General features: G+C 32.0%; 21 protein-coding genes and 1 other RNA gene. 15 read left to right on the top strand and 7 right to left on the bottom strand.

The features are described from left to right. Positions 1–3: 3 nt before the first annotated feature. From aroA to DFR54_RS00725, 8 genes are all read left to right on the top strand, one after another. Positions 4–1293: a 3-phosphoshikimate 1-carboxyvinyltransferase gene (gene aroA, locus DFR54_RS00760; protein WP_114288486.1), complete on the top strand. Its 1290-nt coding sequence runs from the start codon at positions 4–6 to the stop codon at positions 1291–1293. Then, complete coding sequence (locus DFR54_RS00755) at positions 1290–1802, top strand: shikimate kinase (protein ID WP_114288485.1); 513 nt, start codon at positions 1290–1292, stop codon at positions 1800–1802. The genes aroA and DFR54_RS00755 overlap by 4 nt, the downstream gene beginning before the upstream one ends. Continuing rightward, positions 1803–2651 (top strand): prephenate dehydratase, encoded by an 849-nt coding sequence (gene pheA, locus DFR54_RS00750; RefSeq protein WP_114288484.1) that lies wholly within the window; start codon positions 1803–1805, stop codon positions 2649–2651. A gap of 93 nt (positions 2652–2744) precedes the next feature. After that, positions 2745–3803, top strand: a complete 1059-nt coding sequence (locus DFR54_RS00745) for an LCP family protein (protein ID WP_249033351.1) — start codon at positions 2745–2747, stop codon at positions 3801–3803. A 96-nt stretch (positions 3804–3899) separates the two neighbouring features. Then, complete coding sequence (locus tag DFR54_RS00740; RefSeq protein WP_086343035.1) at positions 3900–4754, top strand: DegV family protein; 855 nt, start codon at positions 3900–3902, stop codon at positions 4752–4754. Positions 4755–4849: 95 nt separating this feature from the next. Next, entirely contained in the window at positions 4850–5962 is a 1113-nt protein-coding gene (alr, locus tag DFR54_RS00735; RefSeq protein ID WP_114288483.1) for an alanine racemase, read from the top strand. Beyond that, positions 5963–6904 carry an AEC family transporter gene (locus tag DFR54_RS00730; RefSeq protein WP_086343037.1) on the top strand — a complete coding sequence of 314 codons (942 nt, stop codon included), beginning with the start codon at positions 5963–5965 and terminating at the stop codon, positions 6902–6904. 48 nt (positions 6905–6952) lie between these two features. Then, the gene (locus DFR54_RS00725; protein WP_114288482.1) at positions 6953–8299 is read left to right on the top strand and encodes a DEAD/DEAH box helicase; all 1347 of its coding nucleotides are present in this window, start codon (positions 6953–6955) and stop codon (positions 8297–8299) included. Positions 8300–8343: 44 nt separating this feature from the next. Here the strand turns inward: DFR54_RS00725 and DFR54_RS00720 are convergent, their stop codons facing one another. From DFR54_RS00720 to DFR54_RS00710, 3 genes are all read right to left on the bottom strand, one after another. Beyond that, entirely contained in the window at positions 8344–8751 is a 408-nt protein-coding gene (locus DFR54_RS00720) for an Rrf2 family transcriptional regulator (RefSeq protein WP_114288481.1), read from the bottom strand. 17 nt (positions 8752–8768) lie between these two features. Continuing rightward, complete coding sequence (locus tag DFR54_RS00715) at positions 8769–9398, bottom strand: NAD(P)-dependent oxidoreductase (RefSeq protein WP_114288480.1); 630 nt, start codon at positions 9396–9398, stop codon at positions 8769–8771. Positions 9399–9521: 123 nt separating this feature from the next. Then, a complete protein-coding gene (locus DFR54_RS00710) occupies positions 9522–9956 on the bottom strand; it encodes a GNAT family N-acetyltransferase (RefSeq protein WP_114288479.1) in 435 nt (144 codons plus the stop codon). Positions 9957–10026: 70 nt separating this feature from the next. On the opposite strand from DFR54_RS00710, the gene DFR54_RS00705 reads away from it, so the two are divergent. The 5 genes from DFR54_RS00705 to ssrA all read left to right on the top strand — a co-directional run bounded on the left by DFR54_RS00705 (position 10027) and on the right by ssrA (position 17360). After that, positions 10027–10941 carry an alpha/beta hydrolase gene (locus DFR54_RS00705; protein ID WP_114288478.1) on the top strand — a complete coding sequence of 305 codons (915 nt, stop codon included), beginning with the start codon at positions 10027–10029 and terminating at the stop codon, positions 10939–10941. Positions 10942–11230: 289 nt separating this feature from the next. Continuing rightward, complete coding sequence (alaS, locus tag DFR54_RS00700) at positions 11231–13873, top strand: alanine--tRNA ligase (protein WP_114288647.1); 2643 nt, start codon at positions 11231–11233, stop codon at positions 13871–13873. Positions 13874–14045: 172 nt separating this feature from the next. After that, entirely contained in the window at positions 14046–14819 is a 774-nt protein-coding gene (locus DFR54_RS00695; RefSeq protein ID WP_114288477.1) for an ABC transporter ATP-binding protein, read from the top strand. Further along, positions 14791–16905 carry an ABC transporter permease gene (locus DFR54_RS00690; RefSeq protein ID WP_114288476.1) on the top strand — a complete coding sequence of 705 codons (2115 nt, stop codon included), beginning with the start codon at positions 14791–14793 and terminating at the stop codon, positions 16903–16905. The genes DFR54_RS00695 and DFR54_RS00690 overlap by 29 nt, the downstream gene beginning before the upstream one ends. Positions 16906–16994: 89 nt before the next feature. Next, positions 16995–17360: a transfer-messenger RNA gene (ssrA, locus tag DFR54_RS00685) on the top strand. Positions 17361–17896: 536 nt separating this feature from the next. Here the strand turns inward: ssrA and DFR54_RS00680 are convergent. After that, positions 17897–18274 carry a hypothetical protein gene (locus DFR54_RS00680; RefSeq protein WP_114288475.1) on the bottom strand — a complete coding sequence of 126 codons (378 nt, stop codon included), beginning with the start codon at positions 18272–18274 and terminating at the stop codon, positions 17897–17899. Between the two features lie 135 nt (positions 18275–18409). Here DFR54_RS00680 and DFR54_RS00675 point away from each other — a divergent pair, with 135 nt between their 5' ends. Then, positions 18410–18841, top strand: a complete 432-nt coding sequence (locus DFR54_RS00675; protein ID WP_114288474.1) for a GNAT family N-acetyltransferase — start codon at positions 18410–18412, stop codon at positions 18839–18841. 197 nt (positions 18842–19038) lie between these two features. Here the strand turns inward: DFR54_RS00675 and DFR54_RS00670 are convergent, their stop codons facing one another. From DFR54_RS00670 to DFR54_RS00660, 3 genes are all read right to left on the bottom strand, one after another. Next, positions 19039–20187, bottom strand: a complete 1149-nt coding sequence (locus tag DFR54_RS00670) for a hypothetical protein (RefSeq protein WP_126808993.1) — start codon at positions 20185–20187, stop codon at positions 19039–19041. Positions 20188–20257: 70 nt separating this feature from the next. Next, positions 20258–21145 (bottom strand): ATP-binding cassette domain-containing protein, encoded by an 888-nt coding sequence (locus DFR54_RS00665; protein ID WP_114288472.1) that lies wholly within the window; start codon positions 21143–21145, stop codon positions 20258–20260. A 1-nt stretch (position 21146) separates the two neighbouring features. Continuing rightward, positions 21147–21521: a GntR family transcriptional regulator gene (locus DFR54_RS00660; RefSeq protein WP_086343049.1), complete on the bottom strand. Its 375-nt coding sequence runs from the start codon at positions 21519–21521 to the stop codon at positions 21147–21149. Between the two features lie 178 nt (positions 21522–21699). On the opposite strand from DFR54_RS00660, the gene DFR54_RS00655 reads away from it, so the two are divergent. After that, positions 21700–23136, top strand: coding sequence for an NCS2 family permease (locus DFR54_RS00655; protein WP_114288471.1), 1437 nt, complete (start codon positions 21700–21702; stop codon positions 23134–23136). Positions 23137–23229 lie beyond the last annotated feature (93 nt).

Raw genomic sequence — 23229 nt, 5'->3', positions numbered from 1 at the left:
AGTATGAAATTAAAAACAAATATTAAATCATTAAAGGGAAGTTTATCAGTACCAGGAGATAAATCGATTTCTCATCGTAGTATTATGTTTGGTTCCTTAGCGCAAGGAACAACACGTATTTCTCATTTTTTAAGAGCAGATGATTGTCTTGATACATTGAAGATTTTTCGGGAAATGGGCATTAAAATTGAAGATGATGGTCAAGTTATCACAGTACATGGAAATGGGATGAAAGGACTTAAAAATCCTGAAAAAGTGTTAGACGTAGGAAATTCTGGTACAACGATCCGTTTATTAATGGGAATTTTAGCAGGTCAAGATTTTGATGTCACCATAACTGGCGATTCATCTATTCAAAAAAGACCAATGAACCGCGTTATGCTTCCTTTAAGAGAAATGGGTGTCTCTATAGAAGGAAATCAAGACACAGAGTTTCCACCGATTTCGATTAAAGGTGGAGCTAGTATTTCTCCAATTCAATATCAACTACCAGTAGCTAGTGCTCAGGTAAAATCAGCTCTTTTATTTGCTTCTTTATTTGCTGATGGTGAAACGACTTTAATCGAAAAAGAAAATACACGTAATCACACAGAAGTGATGATTAAACAATTTGGTGGCGAGATTGAAGTAAATGGAAAAGAAATCAAAATCAAAGGTAATCAAACATTTACTGGTCAAGATATTGTTGTGCCAGGGGATATTTCATCAGCTGCCTTTTTCCTTGTCGCAGGATTAATTGTTCCTAATAGTCGTATTGTGTTAAAAAATGTTGGTTTAAGTCAGACTAGAACTGGCATTATTGATGTGATAAAAAATATGGGTGGTAACATTGAAGTAACTGATGTTGATAAAATCAATGAATCAGGAACTATTACTGTTTCAAGCAGTGAACTAGTTGGGACTGAAATCAGTGGCGATATTATTCCGAGATTGATTGATGAAATTCCAATTATTGCTCTACTAGCAACTCAAGCAACTGGTCAAACAGTAATAAAGGATGCTGAGGAGTTACGTGTAAAAGAAACTGACCGTATTAAAGCAGTGGCTGATGAGTTGAATAAACTTGGAGCGACTATCACACCAACTGAGGATGGCTTAATTATCGAAGGTAATGCGACACTTAAAGGAAATACAGTTACAAGTTACGGTGATCACCGTATTGGGATGATGTTACAAATCGCAGCTCTTTTAGTAGAAGATGGGGATGTGATTCTAGAAAAAAGTGAGGCTGTCTCAGTTTCATATCCTAACTTTTTTGATGATTTAGATGTATTAGTGAGTGATAAAAAATGAAAAATATCATTTTAATTGGTTTTATGGGGTCTGGAAAATCAACTGTTGCTAAAAGATTAGCTGAGGAGTTCTCCTTGCCTTTAGTTGAAATGGACTTAAGAATTGAAGAAAAAGCTGAAATGAGTATCCCGGATATTTTTTCAAAGTTCGGAGAAGAAAAGTTTAGAGAATTAGAATCACTAGTTTTGCTCGAATCACTTGAAAATCGTGGTGTGATTGCAACTGGTGGTGGTGTTCTTACAAAAAAAGAGAATCAAGAGATGTTAAGTAATGAATCTTATGTTTTTTATTTAAAAGGAACACTTGAAACTTTACTTAGAAATATTAAAAATGATCCCATCAATATTAGACCTTTAGCAAACAAAAAAGATGAGACGGATTTAGAATCTTTGTTGAAAAGTCGTTTAGAAGCCTATGAAGATGTGGCTGATGTAATAATTAGTATTGATAATTATAGTGTAGAAGAAATTGTTAGTTTTATTAAAGCTGAAATCAAGGAGATGAACTAAATGAAAGTAGGTTATCTAGGTCCAAAGGGCTCATTTACACATGCAGCGACACTTAGTTTTTTTAAAAAGAACAATCTAATAGCTCTACCAACTATTATTTCAGCTCTGAAAAAAATTGAAACTAAAAGTGTGGACTATGTCGTTGTTCCTATTGAAAACTCCATTGAAGGAACAGTTAATCAAACGCTTGATTTTGTCTACCACCATTCTAAGGCAAAAGTTCAAGGGGAAATCATTTTACCGATTAATCAAAACTTAATGGTTCATCCAAACTCGTCTGCACATTTAGAAAAAATAAAAGCGATTAAATCCCATCCTCAAGCTTTAGCTCAGACTCAACAATTTTTAGATGAAAGATTTAATTTGGCGACTCAAGAAGTAACAGCTTCAACAACAGAAGCTGCTAAATGGCTTCACGATCATCCTAATGAGTTAGTTGCAGCTGTGGCTTCACTTGAAGCTGCTAAGATGTATGGATTAGACATTATTTATCCTAATATTCAAGATGTAGAAAACAACCAAACAAGGTTTTGGATTATTGGCCATGAAAATATCACCAAAAAAGAAACATCTATTTTTAATAAACGTCGTTCAATAGGTGTTAGTTTTACAGAAAATAAACCAGGTAATTTGCATAAAGTGCTATCTGTTTTTAGTTGGCGAGAAATTGATTTAACGAAAATTGAGTCAAGACCTCTTAGAACTCAATTAGGAGAGTATTTTTTCTTAATTGATATTCAAAATGAGTCACCAAGTTTAGTAGAAATGGCGATTTTAGAATTAGAGCAACTTGGTGGCGTGATTAAAGAATTAGGAACATATCCTGTTTATTTAGAAAAAGCGTTTTAACCTAAAAATATCTTAATAATTTATCAACTTAGTATCATTCTATTAAAAAATAGACTATGCTAAGTAGATAATAAATTAATAGAGGTGCTTAATATGCCAAAAATGACACGTATGGATCGCCATCGTCAGGCTGAAAAAGAAAAACAGAATAAAAAAAATCAAAAACATCAATCAACTGTCGAAAAACATCAACCGATAAATAATCAAGAAACTCCCCCGGGAAAACCACCTAAACAAAAAAGACCTAAAAAGAAAAGAAAAAAATTAAGAATCTTCTTTTTAGTATTATTGGTTCTTTTAATCCTAGGTATTGCTGGTTATTTTAAAGGTTATATGGCAACTAAAATGGATAAGAAAAATTTACAACCTGATGTAGGTAATTTTTTAGGAGAAAAAAGTGTAGATGGTTCAACTAACATTTTGCTTCTAGGAAGTGATTCAAGAGGAGAGGATCAGGGACGTTCTGATACGATTATGATTGCTCATTATGATAAACGCACAAAACAACCCAAAATTGTTTCTATTATGAGAGATACATTTGTTGCTATACCGACTCAAGATGGAGTTGAATATAATAAAATCAATGCTGCGTATGCATATGGGGGACCAGAGATGGTTAGAAAAACAATTAAAGAAACTTTTGGTATTCCAATTCAATATTATGCCATTGTAAACTTTGAATCTTTCCCTAAAATTGTTGATACTTTAGCTCCTTCAGGTTTAAAAATTGATGCTGAGAAGGAGTTAGAAGTAGAAGGAACAGTTATTAAAAAAGGGCCACAAAAAATGAGTGGTGAAGAAGCTTTACAATATGCAAGATTTAGAAAAGATGAAGAAGGGGATTTTGGACGAGTGAGACGTCAGCAACAAGTTATGACTGCTTTACTAAGTAATAGTTTAAATCCACTTAATAGTTGGAGAATACCAGAAGCTTTAGGAAATGTTCGTGGCTATACGCAAACTGATATTCCATTTAGTTTTTATCCCTCAGCTGGAATGAGTTATCTATTTAGTAAACACAAACCATTAGAAATATTAACAGTACCTGTTGAAGGAACTTGGAGTGATGGGTATTATGACTATGCTGGAAGTGTTTTAGAAATAGATGAAGCGGCTAATACAGCAGCCATTAATAATTTCTTTAATAAGTAAGAAATATCCGGCTTTGTCTTTACAATAGATAAAGAGAACTCTATAATGTAGTTTAGGCATTATGAGCCCTAAAGAGAAAAGAATTGAGGAAATCGGATGAAAATTGCAGTCGTCACGGATAGCACCGCTTTTATAAAAGAAGACTATCGAAATCGTGAAGATTTATTTATAGTCCCTGTCCCATTAATAATGGATGACGAAGTATACTTAGAGGGCGTTGACATTCATTTAGATGGATTTTATGACAAATTAAATCAAGCAAAGACTTTTCCAAAAACATCACAACCAGCTCTTGGTGAGTTGTTTGAACTTTATGATAAAATTGGATCCCTTGGCTATGATGCAGTTGTAAGTATCCACATGTCTTCAGGAATTTCTGGCTTATTTCAATCTTTAACAAGTATTGCAAAAGAAGTTGAGTCAGTTTCAGTTTATCCATTTGATTCTCTACTTACTAGTGGACCAATGGGAAAAATGGTGGAAATTGCTCTAGATATGGCAAAAGAAGGATCAGCTAGTCCAGAAGCTATTATAAGTAAATTAGAAGATGTAAGAGAGCATGTACAAGGGTTAATCGTCGTTGATGATTTAAATCATTTAGTACGTGGTGGCCGTTTGAAAAACGGAGCAGCAATTATTGGTACTTTATTAAAAATTAAACCTATCCTTATGTTTAAAGAGGGAGATATCGTTTTAAGTGAAAAAATACGTTCTCAAAAGAAAGCTTTAAAACGAGTTGAAGATATTGCGTTAAATGAAATTTCAAGTAAACCTATGGATAGTACTTTCTATGTCATTCATTGCAATAATATGGAGACAGCAGAGCAAGTAAAAGCAGATTTATTAAAAGTAAATGCTGCACTTGAAGTTATTATATGTGATTTTGGTCCAGTTATTGGAACTCACTTAGGTGAAAAATCAGTTGCAATTGGTGTTGCACCGAAAAAATAGGGAAAAGACTTAGCAAGAAGTTGTTAAGTCTTTTTTTTATTTAATTTTTTTGGTAGTATAATATGTTAAGAAGTAAATAGGAAGAAGGCATAAAAATGATTCCAAGTAATTATCGAGGTAGCCGAATTATTGTTAATTTGGAGGCTATTACGACTAATATAAAGACAGAAATTAATAGATTAGACGAGACTCAAGAATTATTTGCTGTTGTTAAGGCAAATGGTTATGGTCATGGAGCAGTAGAAGTTGCGAAAGCTGCTATTTTAGCAGGAGCAAAAGGCCTTTGTGTGTCAAATTTAGATGAAGCTTTAGAGCTTAGAGAAGCAGGAATTACAGAACCGATTATTGTTTTAAGCTTTGTATCTCTAGATTACATTAAAGAAATTGTTGAACACAATATTACAGTGACAGCACCAAGTTTGGAGTGGTTAACTGAGTTAAGTCAAATTGCTGAAAATTCAGTTAAAGTTCATTTGAAAATAGATACAGGTATGGGACGAATTGGACTGTATGGAAAAGAAGAAATGATACAAGCCAAAGAATTAATTGATAGTAATGATAATATTATGATTGAAGGGATTTTTACTCATTTCTCAACAGCTGATACAAAAGATACAACTCATTTTGAACGTCAACAGGAACGTTTTGTTGAGGCTTTAACTATTTTAGGTGAAAATGTTAAATACATCCATACATCAAATTCAGCAACTGCTTTATGGCATGGCGCTTGGAAAAGTAACTTAATCCGTTATGGAAATGCTATGTACGGTATGAATCCTTCAGGTCATGAACTAGAAACACCTTTCCATTTGAAGCAAGCATTGACTCTTGAGAGTGAAATTATTCGAGTGAAAAAAATGAAAAGTCATGAAAAAATCGGTTATGGTGCTACTTATGAGACTAAAGAAGAAGAGTGGATTGGTACGTTACCAATTGGTTATGCAGATGGTTTAATTAGAAAATTTCAAGGTTATGAATGTTTAGTAAATGGCCAAAAAGCTGAAATTGTGGGGCGTGTTTGTATGGATCAATGTATGATTAGATTACCAGAGAAAGTTGAAGTCGGCACAAAAGTAACAATTTTTGGATTAAATAATGGAGTCTTTAATTCTGTTCAATCAGGTGCAGAACATGTAGGAACAATTAATTATGAAATTACATGTGGTTTAACTGACCGTTTACCAAGATTTTATACAGGTGGTAACTAAATGATAGCAGCTTACTTAAATATACTAGTTGTGTTTGCTATTATTTTACTTAGTTATATTTTGACTTGGAAAAGATGGTTTAATAGCGATATTGCTGATGTTTTTTCAAAATTAGTTTTAAATATCACTCTGCCACTGAATATGTTTTTAAACATGACTCAAAAATTTACAAGAGAAGAGTTTTTAGAATTATTTAAAGGTGTTGCCTTACCTTTTGTATCTATTCTAATCACTTTTGGAATTAGTTTTTTATACGCAAAACTAACAAAAGTTCCTATTACAAGACAAGGTTCTTTTATGACAATGTTTACAGCAGCTAACACGATTTTTATGGGTTTACCTGTAAATATGGCAGTCTTTGGTGAAAAAGCAATCCCTTATGCGCTCCTTTATTATATCTGTAATACCACATTCTTTTTCACAATTGGAATTATGTTAATAGCTAAAGATAACCCTGAAATCAATGTTAAAACAGCAAAATTTAATTGGAAAAAATTATTGAAACAGTTAATGTCACCTGCTTTAATGGGGTTTGTCGTAGGGATATTGTGGTTGCTAACTGGAAAAGCAGTGCCAAAACCATTATTTGATTTTTCAACTTATGTTGGTGGAATGACAACAGCACTTTCTCTTTTTGTTATTGGAATTATTATTTATCAAACTGGAATTACTAATTTGAAGATGAATAAAGATGTAGCAGGAGTTTTATTAGGTCGCTATTTAATTTCACCTTTAGTTGTTTATCTTGTATCATTCATTATTCCAGTACCAACCCTAATGTTACAAGTGTTTATCTTGCAATCAGCTATGCCAGTTCAAAATGCTATGCCAATACTTTCGAGAAGTTACGGAGCAGATGAAGAGTTTGCAACAAGTAGTCTAACTTATTCGATTTTAAGTTATTTTGTGTTTATTTTAGTGATTTTAAAATTGTTCATGTAAAATGTGTTATAATGCCAAGGGACAAAAAAGAAGAGAGAAGGTGAGAGAATGAATACATTCAATCAATTTAACCTAAAAGAGTATATTACAAATGCTTTAGAAGAAAAAGGATTCAAAGAACCAACAGAAGTACAGAAAAAACTAATACCTGTTATTATGCAAGGTAAAAACGTAGTGGGTCAATCTCAAACAGGTTCAGGGAAGACACATACATTTTTATTACCAATGATGGAAACTATTAATCCTGAGAAAAATGAAGTTCAAGGGATTATTACAACACCAAGTCGTGAGTTAGCAGAACAAATTTATCAAGCGGCAATTCAAATTGCAAAACATTCTCCAGAAGAAATTAGAGTGGCACAATATGTAGGTGGAACTGATAAACAACGTCAAATGGACAAATTAAAATCAAACCAACCTCATTTAGTCATTGGAACACCAGGACGTATTTTAGATTTAATTAATAGTAACTCACTTAAGTCTTATACAGCTAATTATTTTGTTGTGGATGAGGCTGATATGACCCTTGATATGGGATTCTTAGAAGATGTAGACCAAATTGCGGCGACATTACCTAAAGACTTACAAATGCTAGTCTTTTCAGCAACAATTCCTGTTAAACTACAACCATTCTTGAAAAAGTATATGGAAAATCCAGTAGTAGAGCATATTAAACCAAGTTCAATTATCTCAGATACAATCGATAACTGGGTAATTTCTACTAAAGGAAAAGATGTTAACAATATCATCTATCAATTACTGACAATTGGTCATCCTTACTTAGTAATGGTATTTGCTAATACGAAACAACGTGTTGATGAAATTGCAACTTACTTAAAAGAGCAAGGCTTGAAAGTAGCGACTATTCATGGAGATATTCCACCACGTGAGAGAAAACGTGTGATGAAAAATATCCAAAATTTAGATTATCAATTTGTTGTTGCAACTGATTTAGCAGCTCGTGGAATTGATATTGAAGGTGTTTCTCATGTAATTAATGCTGAGATTCCAACCGATTTAGACTTCTTCATTCACCGAGTTGGTCGTACTGGACGTAACGGTTTAGAAGGAACTGCGATTACGTTATACGCGCCATCAGATGAAAACCAATTAGCTGAATTAGAAAAATTAGGGATTGAGTTCCATCCAAAAGCAATCCACGCTGGAGAAATTAAAGACTCTTACCATCGTGATCGTCGTCAAAAACGTGAGAAATCTCAACGTCAATTAGACACAACAATGATTGGTATGGTTCAAAAGAAAAAGAAAAAAGTTAAACCAGGCTACAAGAAAAAAATAAATCAAGCTATTAGCCACAATGAGAAGAAAAAACGTCAACTAGAAAGACGTCAAACTAACCGTGCTAATCGTAAAGCAAGAAAAGAAGATTTTTAAAAATAAAGAGCCATTAAAAACAATTTCGTTTTTAATGGCTCTTTTTATTTGGTCATATTAAAAGTAATATCAGCTAAAGTAACTTTTTTTAGTGAATCCATCATTTCAGATTGGATTTTTTGATAAGTCGTTTCTAACACATCTTGAATTTGACTACCAACCACACAATTTATTTCTGTATTTTGATGAATACCAAATGGTAGCTCATCTTCGTGAACAGCTAAGTAGACATCTAAAAGAGTTATTTCAGAAGGAAGCTTAGATAACTTATTGGATTTTTTTCCTACATAACTTTCTATTAGATTAGCCTTTTTTAGTTGTCCCATAATTCTTCTAATAACAACAGGGTTTGTATTCACACTTCCTGCTATTTGAGTTGATGTTAAGTGATTATCTGCTTCAATATCTAATAAACTTAAAATATGAACAGCGACGCTTAGTTTAGTAGACAAGTAATCACCTCCTTGATTTAGTAACGAACACTGATTCTTACTTGATTATCTGTGTTTGTTTCAATTTGGTCAAGAAAAGCAGCTGCATAATCAAGATAACTGATAACACTTTCTCCTTTTTCATTAGTTGTAAACTCTTCGCCAACTAAAACGTAGTGATTTTCTTTAGTTCCCTCAGCATTAAAGAATGCAGCTGGACTGATATAAAGCCAGTTAAAACTAGTTTCTTTTTTTAAATTATCAAGAGCCTCACTCATAGCTATTGCTGTAGGTTTATAAGCATCTGGAAAATCTGAACCATCTTTTAATTGTTCTGTATGTTCTTTGTTAGTGTATAAACTTCCGGCACCACCAACCATAACTAAGCGAGTAGTTGTGGTTTTTAAAATAGCAGCTAAATGCTTAACACTTGTCACATGTAATTCAGGTTTGTCATTAGGGGCATTAAATGCATTTACTATCACATCAAAAGTATTTAAATCATCTGCTGTTAAGTCAAATAAATCTTTTTCAAGAACGTTAACATCTTTATTGGCTAGTTTTGATTTATTTCTAACAATTGCTGTTACATCATGGTGACGATTAATTGCCTCTTCAGTTATTAATGAACCTGCTTTTCCTGTTGCTCCGATAATACCAATTTTCATAAAAAATTCCTCCTAAATTTAATTGTAACTATTTTTGTTACATTTAGAATAAAATAAAAAAATAAATTTGTCAAAAATAAAGCACAAAAAAACTGTCAGATAAAAATACCAGACAGTTTCGACTTAATCTATTTTTTTTTCTAATTTCACACAAATAATGCCATCTTCAATAAATTCATCTGAAACAACTTCATAACCAAGTTTTTTATAGAAGGGAATAGCTTGTTTTTCACCATGGATTCTTGAGAGAGAGCAGTTATTTTGACGACCGAGTTGCTCGATTTCCAATATAACTCGTCTACCAATCCCTTTTTTACGCCATTCACGGCGAACACAAACTCTATCAGGACGAACAGTTTCTAAATCATCTTGTTGATAACGACCAGTAGCAATTGGTGTCTGACCATAAAAAATAACTAAGTAGTTTGTTTGATCTGAGTCATACATATCAAATTCTGCTTTTGGTGAAATATTTTGTTCTTGGACAAATACTAAGGTTCTTAAGAAAAATGAGGCTGCTTTTACCCATTGATGATTGCTAAAGACAACAGAAATCATATCAATAAACTCCTTCTTTATATTTTTTATTTTCTACTATTATGATACCATTAAACAAAGGAGACGTTTTATGAAAAAGAAAATTTTTATTATTTTTTGTGTATTTTTAGTTTTAATCACTATTGGATTAGGATTTGCAGTTAATTATTTGTTCAATTATGCTGTTGTAGTTAGCGAAAAAGACTTTATTAAAAGTGAAAATAAAGCGAAATTTGAAGAGAAGTGGGTATTTGCTAAAGGTAACCAAACAGAGTTAACCTTAAAAAATGATGGATTAAAGTTAAAAGCAAGATATGTCATACAACCTAAACAAACTAGTAAAACAGTTATTATCGCTCATGGCTATATGAGTGAGGGGGACTTAATGGGGGAATTTGCTGACTATTTCTATTCATTAGGATATGATGTTTTAGTTCCAGATAATAGAGGTCACGGAAAAAGTGAAGGTGACTATATTGGTTTTGGTTGGCTAGACCGTCTAGATTATGTTAAATGGATTGATCAAATTATTGAGAAAAAAGGCCAAAATGAGGAAATCTTATTATTTGGTGTCATTATGGGAGCTTCGACAGTTATGATGACTAGTGGTGAAAAGCTGCCACCTCAAGTTAAAGGAATTATTGCAGATTGTGGTTACGACACTGTAGAGCATGAGTTAGAGTTTCAAATCAAAGAGATGTTTAATTTACCAAGTTTCCCACTAGTACCATTAACTTCTCTGTATACAAAAATGAAAGTTGGTTATTCATTTAAAGAAGCTAGTGCTGTGGATCAATTAAAGAAAAACGGATTGCCATTATTGCTAATTCATGGTGATAAAGATGATTTCGTTCCTACTGATTTTGTCTATCCGTTATATGAAGCAACTCAAGGGCCAAAAGAATTAGTTTTATTTGAGGGAGCAGGACATGCTATGAGCTATTCTACAGATAAAGAAAAATACGAATCAACTATTGAAAATTTCTTACAAAAAAACAACTTATAATCAGCGACTCTATTTGACATCACAGCAGATATTCATTATAATTTGTATGCTAGTAAAGGTTAGGTTTTTTTAACAGATTAGAGAGCTTTCTGGTTGGTGAAAAGAAAGAGTGTCAAAAAGAACAAAGTTGATCTTTACATTATTTGATAGGAAACTATCACGACTTACTTTGCGTTAAAAAGTACTAAAGAGGTAATGAATGTTAAAGCATCGTTGCAATCAAGGTGGTACCGCGGGTAAACGTCCTTGTATGCAAGGTGCTTTTTTATATTTTTTAGGAGGAAATCAAATGAAACAATTGACAAGTGTTGAAGTAAGACAAATGTACTTAGACTTTTTTAAATCAAAAGGACACCAAGTAGAGCCAAGCGCTTCTCTTGTACCTATTGATGATCCAAGTCTTTTATGGATCAACTCAGGAGTAGCTACATTAAAAAAATATTTTGACGGAACAGTTATTCCAGAAAATCCAAGAATTACAAACTCACAAAAAAGTATTCGTACTAACGATATTGAAAATGTAGGTAAAACAGCTCGTCACCATACAATGTTTGAAATGTTAGGTAACTTTTCTATAGGTGACTACTTTAAAAAAGAAGCGATTCACTGGGCATGGGAACTTTTAACAAGTGAAGAGTGGTTTGCTTTAGATAAATCTAAACTTTATGTAACAGTTTATCCAGAAGATAAAGAAGCTCGTCGTATTTGGCATGAAGAAATTGGCTTACCCAATGAATCGATTATTGATATTGAAGATAACTTTTGGGATATCGGTGCTGGACCTTGTGGACCGGACTCAGAGATTTTCTATGACCGTGGCCAAGAATTTAATGATGTAGCTGAAGATGATCCGGAAAATTACCCAGGTGGAGAGAACGAACGTTACTTAGAAATTTGGAACTTAGTATTCTCAGAATTTAACCATACTGAAAATCATGAATATATTCCATTACCACAAAAAAATATTGATACAGGTATGGGATTAGAGCGTATGGTATCTATTTTCCAAAATGCACCGACTAACTTTGAAACAGATCTGTTCTTGCCGATTATTCATGCAACTGAAGAGATGTCTAAAATTAAAAAATACGATGATGACTTAGCAACTAAAACAAGCTTTAAAGTAATCGCTGATCATGTTCGTGCCGTATCTTTCGCTATTGGAGACGGAGCTTTACCATCTAATGAAGGGCGTGGTTATGTTTTACGTCGTTTATTACGTCGTGCTGTTATGCATGGTAAAAAGTTAGGAATTGATGAAGCTTTCCTATACAAATTAGTGCCAGTTGTTGGTGACATTATGGGCAGTTACTATCCAGAAATCAATGAAAAACAAGATTTTATTCAAAAAATTATCAAAACAGAAGAAGAAAGATTCCACGAAACAATTAATGACGGACTTCAAATTATTACTGATTTGATCGCTTCATTAAAAGCAGAAGGTAAAGACACGCTTCTTGGAAAAGATATCTTCAAATTATATGATACTTATGGTTTCCCTGTTGAATTAACAGAAGAAATGGCTGAAGAAGAAGGATTAAAAGTCGATCATGACGGATTTGAAGTAGAAATGACAGCTCAAAGAGAACGTGCAAGAGCAGCTCGTTCAACAGAAAATTCTATGAATGTTCAATCAGCTGTTTTATCAGAATTGAAAATGGCTAGTGAATTTATTGGCTACGATAAAACTGTAGCTAGTTGCACTCTTTTAGCTATTGTCCAAAATGACAATGAAGTAACATCTACTTCTACAGGTGAGGCACAATTAATCTTTAATTCAACTCCTTTCTACGCTGAAATGGGTGGACAAGTAGCTGATACTGGTGTTATTAAAAACGAAGCTGGTGACATTGTAGCTAAAGTTGTTAGTGTGAAAAAAGCACCAAATGGTCAACCCTTACACATGGTTGAAGTGATTGGTGAGCTAAGTAAAGATGCAACTTATCAATTAGTAGTTGATGAAATATTAAGAAATAAAATTATTAAAAATCATACAGCAACACATCTTTTACACCGCGCTCTTAAAGAGGTTTTAGGTGAGCATGCTAATCAAGCTGGTTCATTAGTTGCACCAAATCATTTACGCTTTGACTTTACTCATTTTGAAGCTGTTACAGCAGAAGAATTAAATGAAATGGAAAGAAAAGTAAATGAAAAAATTTGGGCAAGTATCCCAGTAGAAACAATTGAAACAGATGTTGCGACTGCTAAAGAAATGGGTGCTATGGCTTTATTCGGTGAAAAATATGGTAAAGTGGTACGTGTCGTTAGCGTTTCTGATTACTCTGTTGAACTTTGTGGTGGAGTGCATGTCACAAATACTTCTGATATTGGTATCTTTAAAATCACTTCTGAATCAGGAATCGGTGCAGGAGTTAGACGTATTGAAGCTGTGACAAGTAAAGAAGCTTTTGAAGTATTACATACAGAAGAAATGGCTCTTAAAGAAGTAGCTCATTTAGTAAAAGCACCACAATTAAAAGATACAGTTTCTAAAGTTGAAAACTTACAAGAACAATTAAAAGAGTTACAAAAAGAAAATGAAGCACTAGCTTCAAAATTAGCTAATGCCCAAGGGGATCAAATCTTCCAAGACATTCAAACGGTAGGAGACGTTAAAGTAATTGCTGCTGAAGTGAATGTTAAAGATATGAATCAATTACGTCAATTAGCTGACCAATGGAAACAAAATAATTATTCTGATGTGTTAGTTTTAGGAACTTCTCAAGAAGGAAAAGTTAATTTATTAGCTGCTATGACGAAAGAGATGAATGAAAAAGGCTTAAAAGCTGGAGATTTAATTAAAGAAATCGCTCCTCATGTTGGTGGTGGCGGTGGTGGCCGTCCTGATATGGCTCAAGCTGGCGGTAAAAATCCAGCAGGTATGAAGGATGCTTTAGCTGCAGTTACAGAATGGGTAGCATCTAAATAAAAAATATAAGTAGAATTTGAGGTAGTCTCAGATTCTACTTTTTTTATAATGGTTTACTATAATTATATTATTGTGAACATGACACCCTTGTAAGATTACTGTCATTTTAATCAATACTAATAAAAAAATTATTTAGTACACTAAAGATAATAAAAGAAGGGAGGAACTTATCATGTCAATTATCACACTAGATAAAGTTTCCAAAATATATCAAGGTGTTGTGCCTTATGAGGCTTTAAAGAAGATTGATTTAGCAGTGGAAGAAGGAGAGTTCTTAAGTATTATGGGACCTTCAGGAAGTGGTAAAACAACTCTTTTAAATATTATCGCAACCTTAGATAAGCCAACAAATGGTCAAATTGAAATTAATAAAAAAGATGTGTCAAATCTATCAAAAGATGAGCTTAGCTTATTTAGATTAAAAAAAATTGGTTTTGTTTTTCAAGACTTTAATTTACTACCACCACTAACAGTTGAAGAAAATATTATGCTACCTCTAACACTAGATAATAAATCAACAACAGTGATGAAAATTAAAGCACAAAAATTAATGGAAGATTTAGGAATTTCACATTTAGCCAAAAATAGAATCCATGAAGCTTCAGGTGGTGAAAAACAACGAATAGCCATTGCCAGAGCCTTAATTAATGATCCAGACATAATTTTAGCTGATGAGCCGACTGGTAACTTAGATTCAAAAGCAGCAGGAGATGTGATGTCAATTCTTTCTGAGATAAATCTAGAAAGAAAGGTGACAAGCATTATGGTAACGCATGATCCAATCTCTGCAAGCTACTCTAATCGAGTCGTTTTTATCAAAGATGGGCAATTTTATAACGATATTTATTGCGGGGAGCATAGAGAACTCTTTTATCAAAATATCTTAGATGTCTTGTCGTACTTAGGAGGGACGAATCATGAATTTCAATCAACTTGTCTTTCGTAATGTTATTAGAAATGGCCGAGAATATTTAACTTATTTTTTCAGTAGTTTATTTTCTGTCATGGTCTTTTTTATCTTTTCGTTATTATATTTTCATCCCCAACTAGGTGACCAGTTAAGAGGTAGTAGTGACGGAATGTCTGAGATGGCGAATTTTGGTATTACTGTAGCAGAAGTTGTCATAGCAATCATGTCATTTGTTTTTCTGTGGTACGCCTTTAATACCTTTTTAAAGGGGAGAAAAAAACAGTTATCTGTCTATCTAACGATTGGCATGTCACAGAAAAAACTGAAAAAAATGATTTTATATGAAAATCTATTACTTGGGTTTAGCTCAATCGTTTTAGGAACTTTAGCAAGTTTGATTTTTTCAAAGTTTATTTTACTAGTGTCACAAAATATTTTAGTACTGGATGAGGGACTACCTTTTTACTTTCCTTATCAAGCAATTGGTTTAACTAGTTTGGTGTACGGTGTTATATTCATCTTAATTTCGATTTTCACTATTTTTGATTTAAGAAAATTAGATTTTAATCAAATGAAATTTAGTAATGATGATATTGTGGCAGAACCACGAACAAGTACTTTATTAACTACTCTAGGTGTGGTTTTCATCCTAGTAGGTTATAGTTTAGCCTTTCTTTTTTCTTTATCAGTATCGGGTTATCTACCAGTTGGTGCTAATCTTCTTGTGTTATTAGCCTGTGTTTTAATTACAATATTAGGGACATTTTTATTCTTTAAATATGCTAGTGTAAAAGTATTTCGCTCATTAAAAAATAAAAAGATTTTCTTTAAAGATGGAAATATGCTGACTATTAGTAACTTAATGCAGCGTATGAAGGCTAATGCTATGATGTACTTTCTAATTTCAATAGTTGGAGCTATTGCTTTTGTTGGAATAGGTGTTTCAAAAGCTATTGCTGGTCGTGAATTTGGTAGTACGCAAGGAGATTCTTTTGCAATTGTATATCAACAAAATTATGGAGAGCAGACAAAAGAAAACCAAAAGCTCCACAAAGAGCGTGTTAACGCTATTGAAGAAATGGTTAAAGAAAAAGGGCATAAATATTTGTCTACAGAAATCAATCCGACAGAAGTTTGGTTAGAGCCAGAAGAGGGTGAACCAAATGTTAATTACTTAAATGTTATTAGTGAAACAAAAGCTAATGAATTACTGTCTTTTATGGGTAAAGAGACTGTTCATTTAGATGATGATGACACCTTGCTAAGATTAGCTAGTACAAACGGTGATGTTAATGGCATTAAAGCTAAAAAATTGGATCAGCAAATTTTTGATCAAAATATGATTTATTATCTGGATGAGAGAGAAGAAATCCTACCTATAAAAATTACTTATTCAACAACTCAATTATCTCTTGAATCACGTCGAAACTTAACTGTAGCGACTGACAAAAAATATCAAGAGTTACTTGAGAAAAATGAATATCAATATAATGATCTTCAAATAATTCATTTTAATGATTGGCAAGAAGATAAAGAATTAAACAAAGAAGTAGTTAACTACTTGCAACAAATAAATGATGATAGTTCAAAAAAGTTTGATGACTATTTCAGTAGTATTAATAAAATGCCTTCCGATGATTTAACAGACGAAGAAATAGAAGGTATGCTTAAGATTGAGAATGGAAGTGTTTATTATTCAACAATGTATCAGACTTGGACTAATACAAAACAAAAAAACGGAACAATATTATTAATTAGTGTCTTGCTTGGTTCTGTATTTTTCACTTTTTCATGTAGTATTATTTATTTCAAATTATTTGGGGAACTTGAAAAGGATGGGAAATATCATCGCTCACTTCACATATTAGGAGTACCTGAGAAGAAACGTAAAAAAATGGTAACAACAGAGATGTTAATTATGTTTTTCATTCCTTTTGTTATTTCAGCTCTACACTTCATTGCAGCGATGAGTGCACTAAGAATTATGATTGAACTGCCAGTTTATATGTATGTGCTACAAATATTAAGTATATATATTTTCTTCCAACTTATCTTTTTCTTTATTTGCCGTAGACAATATTTAAATACATTAAATAAATATGCTGAAAATATTAAAAGATAACAAGAAAGATTCTCTTAGAATAAGTCTAAGGGAATCTTTTGTTTTAAAAAAATAGAATATATGTTATACTAATTGTTGTTAAAAAATAAGGGGGCGTTATGGATTCGACAGGCATAATTGAGCTTGAATTGCGCTTCGTAGGTTACGTCTACGTAAAAACGTTACAGTTAAATATAACTGCTAAAAACGAAAACAATACTTTCGCTTTAGCTGCCTAAAAACAGCAAGTGAAGATCCTCTCGGCATCGCCCATGTGCTCGAGTAAGGGTCCTAAATGAAGTGGGATACATTAAACTTTTCCGTCTGTAAAGTTTAAAAGAGATTATCAGACTAGCGACATCCAAGGCCTGTTGTGCGGCATAGGGTGAAGCGAAATTTAAGTAGTACAACTATAAGCGTAGAGGTTTAAGTGGCAATGTGTTTGGACGCGGGTTCAAATCCCGCCGCTTCCATTATTTAAGAGTTGAAAACAGTCTATAGATACTGACCATACAGTATTTATAGACTGTTTTTGTATAGTTATATTTGTATTACATGACTTGGAATAATAATAAAAAAAGAGCGCTACTTGTAGTAGGCTCTAAGAATTAGATTTTTTGTATACCTTTTGTTTATACTACAACAGGTATAACCTGTGCGCTCTTTTTAGTTATTTGCTTGTTGTTTCGCCCATGATGAAACTCAAGCTATAGTCTAATTTTAAAAATGAAATTAGTGTAGATAAAGTTGTTCTTTTCTTTTCCATAAGACTGGTACCTCCCTAAATAAAAATACATCTTATTTTCGAGAGTTTAAAATTTTCTAAACTACTTGTTGTAAATAAGACTGACAATTATTTATTCTAGTGGTCGAGTCGAAATTAGTCAACAAATTTACAAAATAAGTGGTAGTTTATTCTTTGAATGTGATAAAAAGGTTCTATGTTTTGAGTAGATAATAGAAAGAACCAATCGTACGAACTTTATGATGAAAAAAATCAATTATAAATATATTATCCCATCCGACTTTTTATATCTATAACTGCTGAGCTTGGTTTTGGTTGTTTTTCTTGGAAAGCTTTGTAAAACTGGGATAAGGCTTCTTTAATAGCTATTTGTTGATCGTGTATGGAAATAAAGGTAGTGTTTAATCCGTTTTTTACTAAGTAAGATGTGTCTTTTTTTATAAAAATGTGAGCAAAAAGGTCAATTTCTTTTTTTGATAATGTTTTACTAGCTCTTTTTAGAGCAGAGATTAATATGCGACCATCGTCTAATAATTGTACTAAGAATTTTTGTTTATTATTGGTCCAAATAAGTTTACAGTAGTTTTCTGTCACTGAAAGTATGGTGACATCTGTTCTTAAGAAAATCAAAAAAAGCTTATTCATTTTACCACCTCGAATCTATTTGTCTATATTATAAGAATGTGTGTTCGGTTTTGTCAATAGTTTATTAGTCGGAATTGGATAAAAGTGATAAACTTACGATGAGTATGAATGTCAAATAGAGAAAGAGGGACATAAATGATAAAAAATACAGACAAAATCACTGAAAAAGAGTTAGGTAGAATTATTGATATTTGGTTAGCTTCAAACATTGAGGCTCATCCTTTCGTAGATCAAGCCTATTGGAAAAGTCATCAAGAGGAAGTTAGAGAAGCTTTACCCCATTCTGATTTAAGTTATTATGAAATAGATGGTGAAATTGTTGGATTTATAGGGATTGTGGATGGTTATATTGCGGGTATTTTTGTAGATAGTCAGTACCGCGGAAAAAGAATTGGTAAGCAACTTTTAGACGATGCAAAAGCTAAAAATAAACATCTTGAATTATCAGTCTACAAAGAAAATAAAGCAGCGATTCACTTTTATTTAAGAGAGGAATTTAAAATAATTAAAGAAGAATTTGATGAAGAAACAAATCAATGGGATTGTTTAATGGAATGGGAGAAATAAAGCAAAAAAATAGAGCCTGGCAATTAAATTGTCAAGCTCTATTTTTCAATAGGAAATAAATGTCTTTATGAATCTCCATTGCATCAATAAATTGAAGCATACCCTTACTAAATTCAAAGATTCCCTATTGTTAAGAACGTCCTTATAATTCAATAATAGTACGTTTAAAATGTATAATCAAATGATATGCATTGATTTTACGCAAAAAAGTTTAATCTATTGATTATTTTTGATTTTTTGTTAAATAGTAAAAATTCTGAAAGCAAGAAAACACCAATAAAAGTAACAGCAATAATTAAAATATTTAATGCTATTTCATATGTATCTAGAGCTTCTGCTGGGAAAAAAGTTATGACAATAGTCGGAGTAGATACCACAATCATAATATAAAGAATCATACAAATTTGAAATATTCGACTGATTTGAGGTACTAAAATGACATCGCCAGAGTGTTCTAAAGAAATACGATTAAATAAATATTTACCTAAAAAGTAAGCAAAAATTCCAGCTAATATAAGAAATACCAAAGGAACTATATTTAGTTTTAAGGTTGATGTCTGATTAAGAGGCATCACCTGATTTAAAGCTGTTTCAGAAACCGTGTAAGGTAGTTTTGATTCATCTACAAAAAGTGTCGTATAAACTAAATCGATATTGCTTAAAAAACTTGAGAAAGTAAAAAATAAAACAATAATGGTGCCAATGCCGAATAACCAATCGCCAAATAAAATACCTATTAAACTACTCAATAGAAAAATTGAGACTAAAGTTGCCCAACCAGATAATGTTGAGAGTAAATGTTGCTTGATAGATATATTGAAAAAGTGGTTGGGTATAAGTAAGTGATAGCAAATAAAAGAAAAAATCTTACCAACAAATAAAGAACCAGCTAGAACACCTCCGACAAGTAAAATTTTTTGTCGGTAAATATCAGAACGTTTAAACTTACTTGAAAAAAGAGCAGAAGTAAAATTGCTTTTTAGGTCATATAAAAATAAGAGAACACCACTTGTTACAAATATAATTAAGAAAATTAAAAAGTGTTCATTATAATAAGCATATGAATTATAAGCTTGTTGATTAGCATCTGATTTTGAATTAAAAACAGTTAAAGAATAATCCTTGTACTTATTAAAATCTGAAGTGTAAATTGCTTGTTCTTTTTTCAAATTATAGTAAAGAAAAATTTGACCACCATTAGCATCATCAAATTCATAGGACTCTTCAATTTGTTTTTCAAAATCTTTTATAGCATCATTTGATTGAAAGTATTGATAATTATTTTTCCAAGCAGTAATACCATTAACTGTTTGAAAGCAATAAATACCTAAAACTAAAATGCTCAAAAAAATCAACAGAGGTTTGTATCTCAAAAACAGTAACTTTTTTAATGAGGGATTCACGTGAACAGTCCTTTCATTGGAATAATTGGTAATCTGATTCATTTGTAAAATGTGATGAGAAGATATCCTCAAGTGTCAGAGGGACTTCTTCAAATAAAACAGGTTCAAGAGCTAATATGTCTTCGTATAAGTCATCAGTCATTTTTTCAAAGACACCCACTAATACACGACCTTGAACTTGAATGATATGGCAGTTTTTTTTGATGTTTCCAGGGATTTCTTTCTTTTGAAAGACCATCTGGAATTTTTTAGTTACATTTTTAATATTAACCAAATCGAAGTCTTTGTAAATAATCCCTTCATGAAGAATAATCGCGTGATCAATTAAGCTCTCTAGTTCTTGTAAGTTATGAGAAGAGATAACAATGCCGCACTGATTAAAGCTAACTTCATGTAGTAATAAACTAATCACTTTTTTCTTAACAATCACATCCAAACCGTCAAAAGGTTCGTCAAATAAATAGAAACGGCAACGACATGAAAAGGCTAAAATCATTTTAAATAAAGCTTGATTACCTTTAGAGTGTTGGTTAAGTTTCATACTAGCATCTAAATTATATTTAGCTAATAAACTATTAAATTTTTCAAAATCAAAATTAGAGTAAAAATGCTGATAATATAAAGAAATTTTTTTCAACGTTTGGTTAGATAAAAAATTATATCTTTCATCTAAATAAAAAATATGTTCTCTTAAGTTCGGATTTTCGTCAATAGACTGTTGATTAATAAAAATTTCGCCCGTATCTTTTTGATAGATATTGTTAATCGTTCTAAACAAAGTTGTTTTTCCGGAACCATTTCTTCCAATGAGTCCAGTGATTTCCCCAACATGTAGTTCAAAGCAAATATCAGATAGGATTGGCTTTTTATTGATTTCTTTAGCTAATTGAACAACTCTCATGTTATTTTCCTATCCTTTCGAAAAAATCTTTATACCAAGTATCAATTGTATCTTGAGAGATATTATGATAGTGCATTTCTAAAAGCGTTAATTCTAATTGTTGCTGTAATTCCTTTTCTTTCATCATAGTTGGAAAAGCGTCAGTTACATTTTTGATAAAAATTCCTTTTCCAGGTAAAAGAATAATATAGCCATCTTTTTCAAGTTGTTTATAGGCTCTTGTAACAGTATTTGGATTGATTTTTAAAGTAGTTGCTAATTCTCGAACAGATAGAACTCTGTCACCAGGTTTTAACACACCTTTAGCAATTTGTTTTTTTATATCTAATTCAATTTGTTCGTGTATTGGGGAATTACTGAGATTATTAATGTGCATTAATCTTCCTCCCTTTTCTGTCTATAATACAATTCTAAATAAGATAGATTATTTGTCAATAACAATAGGTTTTTAATTTATTTTTTCAGAAAATCATTGCTATATTTCTAAATCATCGTTATAATCTAATTTGTAAAACACGAACATATTTTTAATAATAAGGGAGAATTATAAAGAAATGGAAAAGTTTTTTAAACTAAAAGAAAATGGAACAACGGTATCAACAGAAATTATTGCAGGATTAACAACATTCTTTGCTATGAGTTACATATTATTCGTTAATCCGTCTATTTTATCTTTATCAGGAATGCCGTTTCAGGCTGTTTTCTTAGCAACAATCCTAAGTTCTGCTATCGGGACATTAGTGATGGGCTTATTTGCGAACGTTCCTTATGCACAAGCACCAGGTATGGGATTAAATGCCTTCTTTACTTTTACAGTTGTATTTGGATTAGGTTATTCTTGGGAACAAGCTTTAGCTATGGTATTTTTATGTGGAATTATTAATATTATTATTACTGTTACAAAACTTAGAAAGCTAATTATTAAATCTATTCCTGAAAGTTTACAACACGCTATTGGTGGTGGGATTGGTATTTTTGTGGCTTATGTAGGAATTAAAAATGCAGGCTTTTTACAATTTACATCAGATGCTAACTCAATTGTTTCTTCAACAGTCGAAGATGGAGTAGCAACCAATGTTGTTACTAATGGTGGGATTGTTCCTGCTTTAGCTAACTTTAACAACCCGGCTATTTTATTAGGTGTCATTGGGTTAGTCATTACAAGTATTTTAGTGATTAGAAATGTTAGAGGAGCTATCTTGATCGGTATCGTTATAACATCAATCTTAGCTATTCCAATGGGCGTTGTTGATTTATCAGCTGTTAATTTTTCTGAGAATTCTTTAGGCAACTCATTTAAAGAATTAGGTACCACATTTGGTGCAGCTTTTGGACCGAATGGGATGCCGTCATTATTCTCAGATGTTTCTAAATTACCTCAAGTTTTATTAACTGTTTTAGCATTCAGTTTATCTGATATTTTTGATACAATTGGAACCTTTATCGGAACAGGTCGTCGTACTGGAATTTTTTCTAAAGAAGATGAGGAAGCTGTTGAAAATAGTAAAGGAATTAATTCTAAAATGGATAAAGCTCTATTTTCAGACGCGATTGCAACAAGTGCCGGCGCTATTTTAGGAACAAGTAATGTAACAACTTATGTAGAGAGTGCTGCTGGTATTGGAGCAGGTGGACGTACTGGTTTAACCTCAGTTGTAGTTGCTATTTTATTTTTACTAAGCAGTTTCTTATCTCCAATTGTCGGAATTGTGCCAGCTCAAGCAACAGCTCCAGCCTTAATTTTAGTTGGTATCATGATGATGGCTTCGTTTAAAGAGATTAACTGGTTAGATTTAGAAGATGCCATTCCAGCTTTCTTCACCTCTGTATTCATGGGATTATGTTATAGTATCTCATACGGAATTGCTGCTGGATTTATCTTCTATGTGATTATTAAAGTTGTTAAAGGTAAAACAAAAGAAGTATCACCTGTTTTATGGATTGTTACAGGACTATTTTTAATCAATTTTATCGTATTAGCTATTTTATAAGAATAAAACAAACGAGTTTGAGAAAGCTTGTTTGTTTTTTTGTGCTTTTTTCCTAGAAATGAGATACTTAATAGAGTAGAATTAGTATTAATT

Origin of the sequence: Vagococcus fluvialis, assembly GCF_003337315.1 — a bacterium.
Taxonomy (GTDB): domain Bacteria; phylum Bacillota; class Bacilli; order Lactobacillales; family Vagococcaceae; genus Vagococcus; species Vagococcus fluvialis.
The sequence above is the reverse complement of the archived record's forward strand: the minus strand, read 5'-3'. Positions and strand labels throughout refer to the sequence as shown.

Excerpts from the sequence above, each read along its gene's own strand:
- aroA (WP_114288486.1), top strand. The coding sequence starts at position 4 with ATGAAATTAAAAACAAATATTAAATCATTAAAGGGAAGTTTATCAGTA.
- DFR54_RS00755 (WP_114288485.1), top strand. The coding sequence starts at position 1,290 with ATGAAAAATATCATTTTAATTGGTTTTATGGGGTCTGGAAAATCAACT.
- pheA (WP_114288484.1), top strand. The coding sequence starts at position 1,803 with ATGAAAGTAGGTTATCTAGGTCCAAAGGGCTCATTTACACATGCAGCG.
- DFR54_RS00745 (WP_249033351.1), top strand. The coding sequence starts at position 2,745 with ATGCCAAAAATGACACGTATGGATCGCCATCGTCAGGCTGAAAAAGAA.
- DFR54_RS00740 (WP_086343035.1), top strand. The coding sequence starts at position 3,900 with ATGAAAATTGCAGTCGTCACGGATAGCACCGCTTTTATAAAAGAAGAC.
- alr (WP_114288483.1), top strand. The coding sequence starts at position 4,850 with ATGATTCCAAGTAATTATCGAGGTAGCCGAATTATTGTTAATTTGGAG.
- DFR54_RS00730 (WP_086343037.1), top strand. The coding sequence starts at position 5,963 with ATGATAGCAGCTTACTTAAATATACTAGTTGTGTTTGCTATTATTTTA.
- DFR54_RS00725 (WP_114288482.1), top strand. The coding sequence starts at position 6,953 with ATGAATACATTCAATCAATTTAACCTAAAAGAGTATATTACAAATGCT.
- DFR54_RS00715 (WP_114288480.1), bottom strand. The coding sequence starts at position 9,398 with ATGAAAATTGGTATTATCGGAGCAACAGGAAAAGCAGGTTCATTAATA.
- DFR54_RS00710 (WP_114288479.1), bottom strand. The coding sequence starts at position 9,956 with ATGATTTCTGTTGTCTTTAGCAATCATCAATGGGTAAAAGCAGCCTCA.
- DFR54_RS00705 (WP_114288478.1), top strand. The coding sequence starts at position 10,027 with ATGAAAAAGAAAATTTTTATTATTTTTTGTGTATTTTTAGTTTTAATC.
- alaS (WP_114288647.1), top strand. The coding sequence starts at position 11,231 with ATGAAACAATTGACAAGTGTTGAAGTAAGACAAATGTACTTAGACTTT.
- DFR54_RS00695 (WP_114288477.1), top strand. The coding sequence starts at position 14,046 with ATGTCAATTATCACACTAGATAAAGTTTCCAAAATATATCAAGGTGTT.
- DFR54_RS00690 (WP_114288476.1), top strand. The coding sequence starts at position 14,791 with ATGAATTTCAATCAACTTGTCTTTCGTAATGTTATTAGAAATGGCCGA.
- DFR54_RS00680 (WP_114288475.1), bottom strand. The coding sequence starts at position 18,274 with ATGAATAAGCTTTTTTTGATTTTCTTAAGAACAGATGTCACCATACTT.
- DFR54_RS00675 (WP_114288474.1), top strand. The coding sequence starts at position 18,410 with ATGATAAAAAATACAGACAAAATCACTGAAAAAGAGTTAGGTAGAATT.
- DFR54_RS00665 (WP_114288472.1), bottom strand. The coding sequence starts at position 21,145 with ATGAGAGTTGTTCAATTAGCTAAAGAAATCAATAAAAAGCCAATCCTA.
- DFR54_RS00660 (WP_086343049.1), bottom strand. The coding sequence starts at position 21,521 with ATGCACATTAATAATCTCAGTAATTCCCCAATACACGAACAAATTGAA.
- DFR54_RS00655 (WP_114288471.1), top strand. The coding sequence starts at position 21,700 with ATGGAAAAGTTTTTTAAACTAAAAGAAAATGGAACAACGGTATCAACA.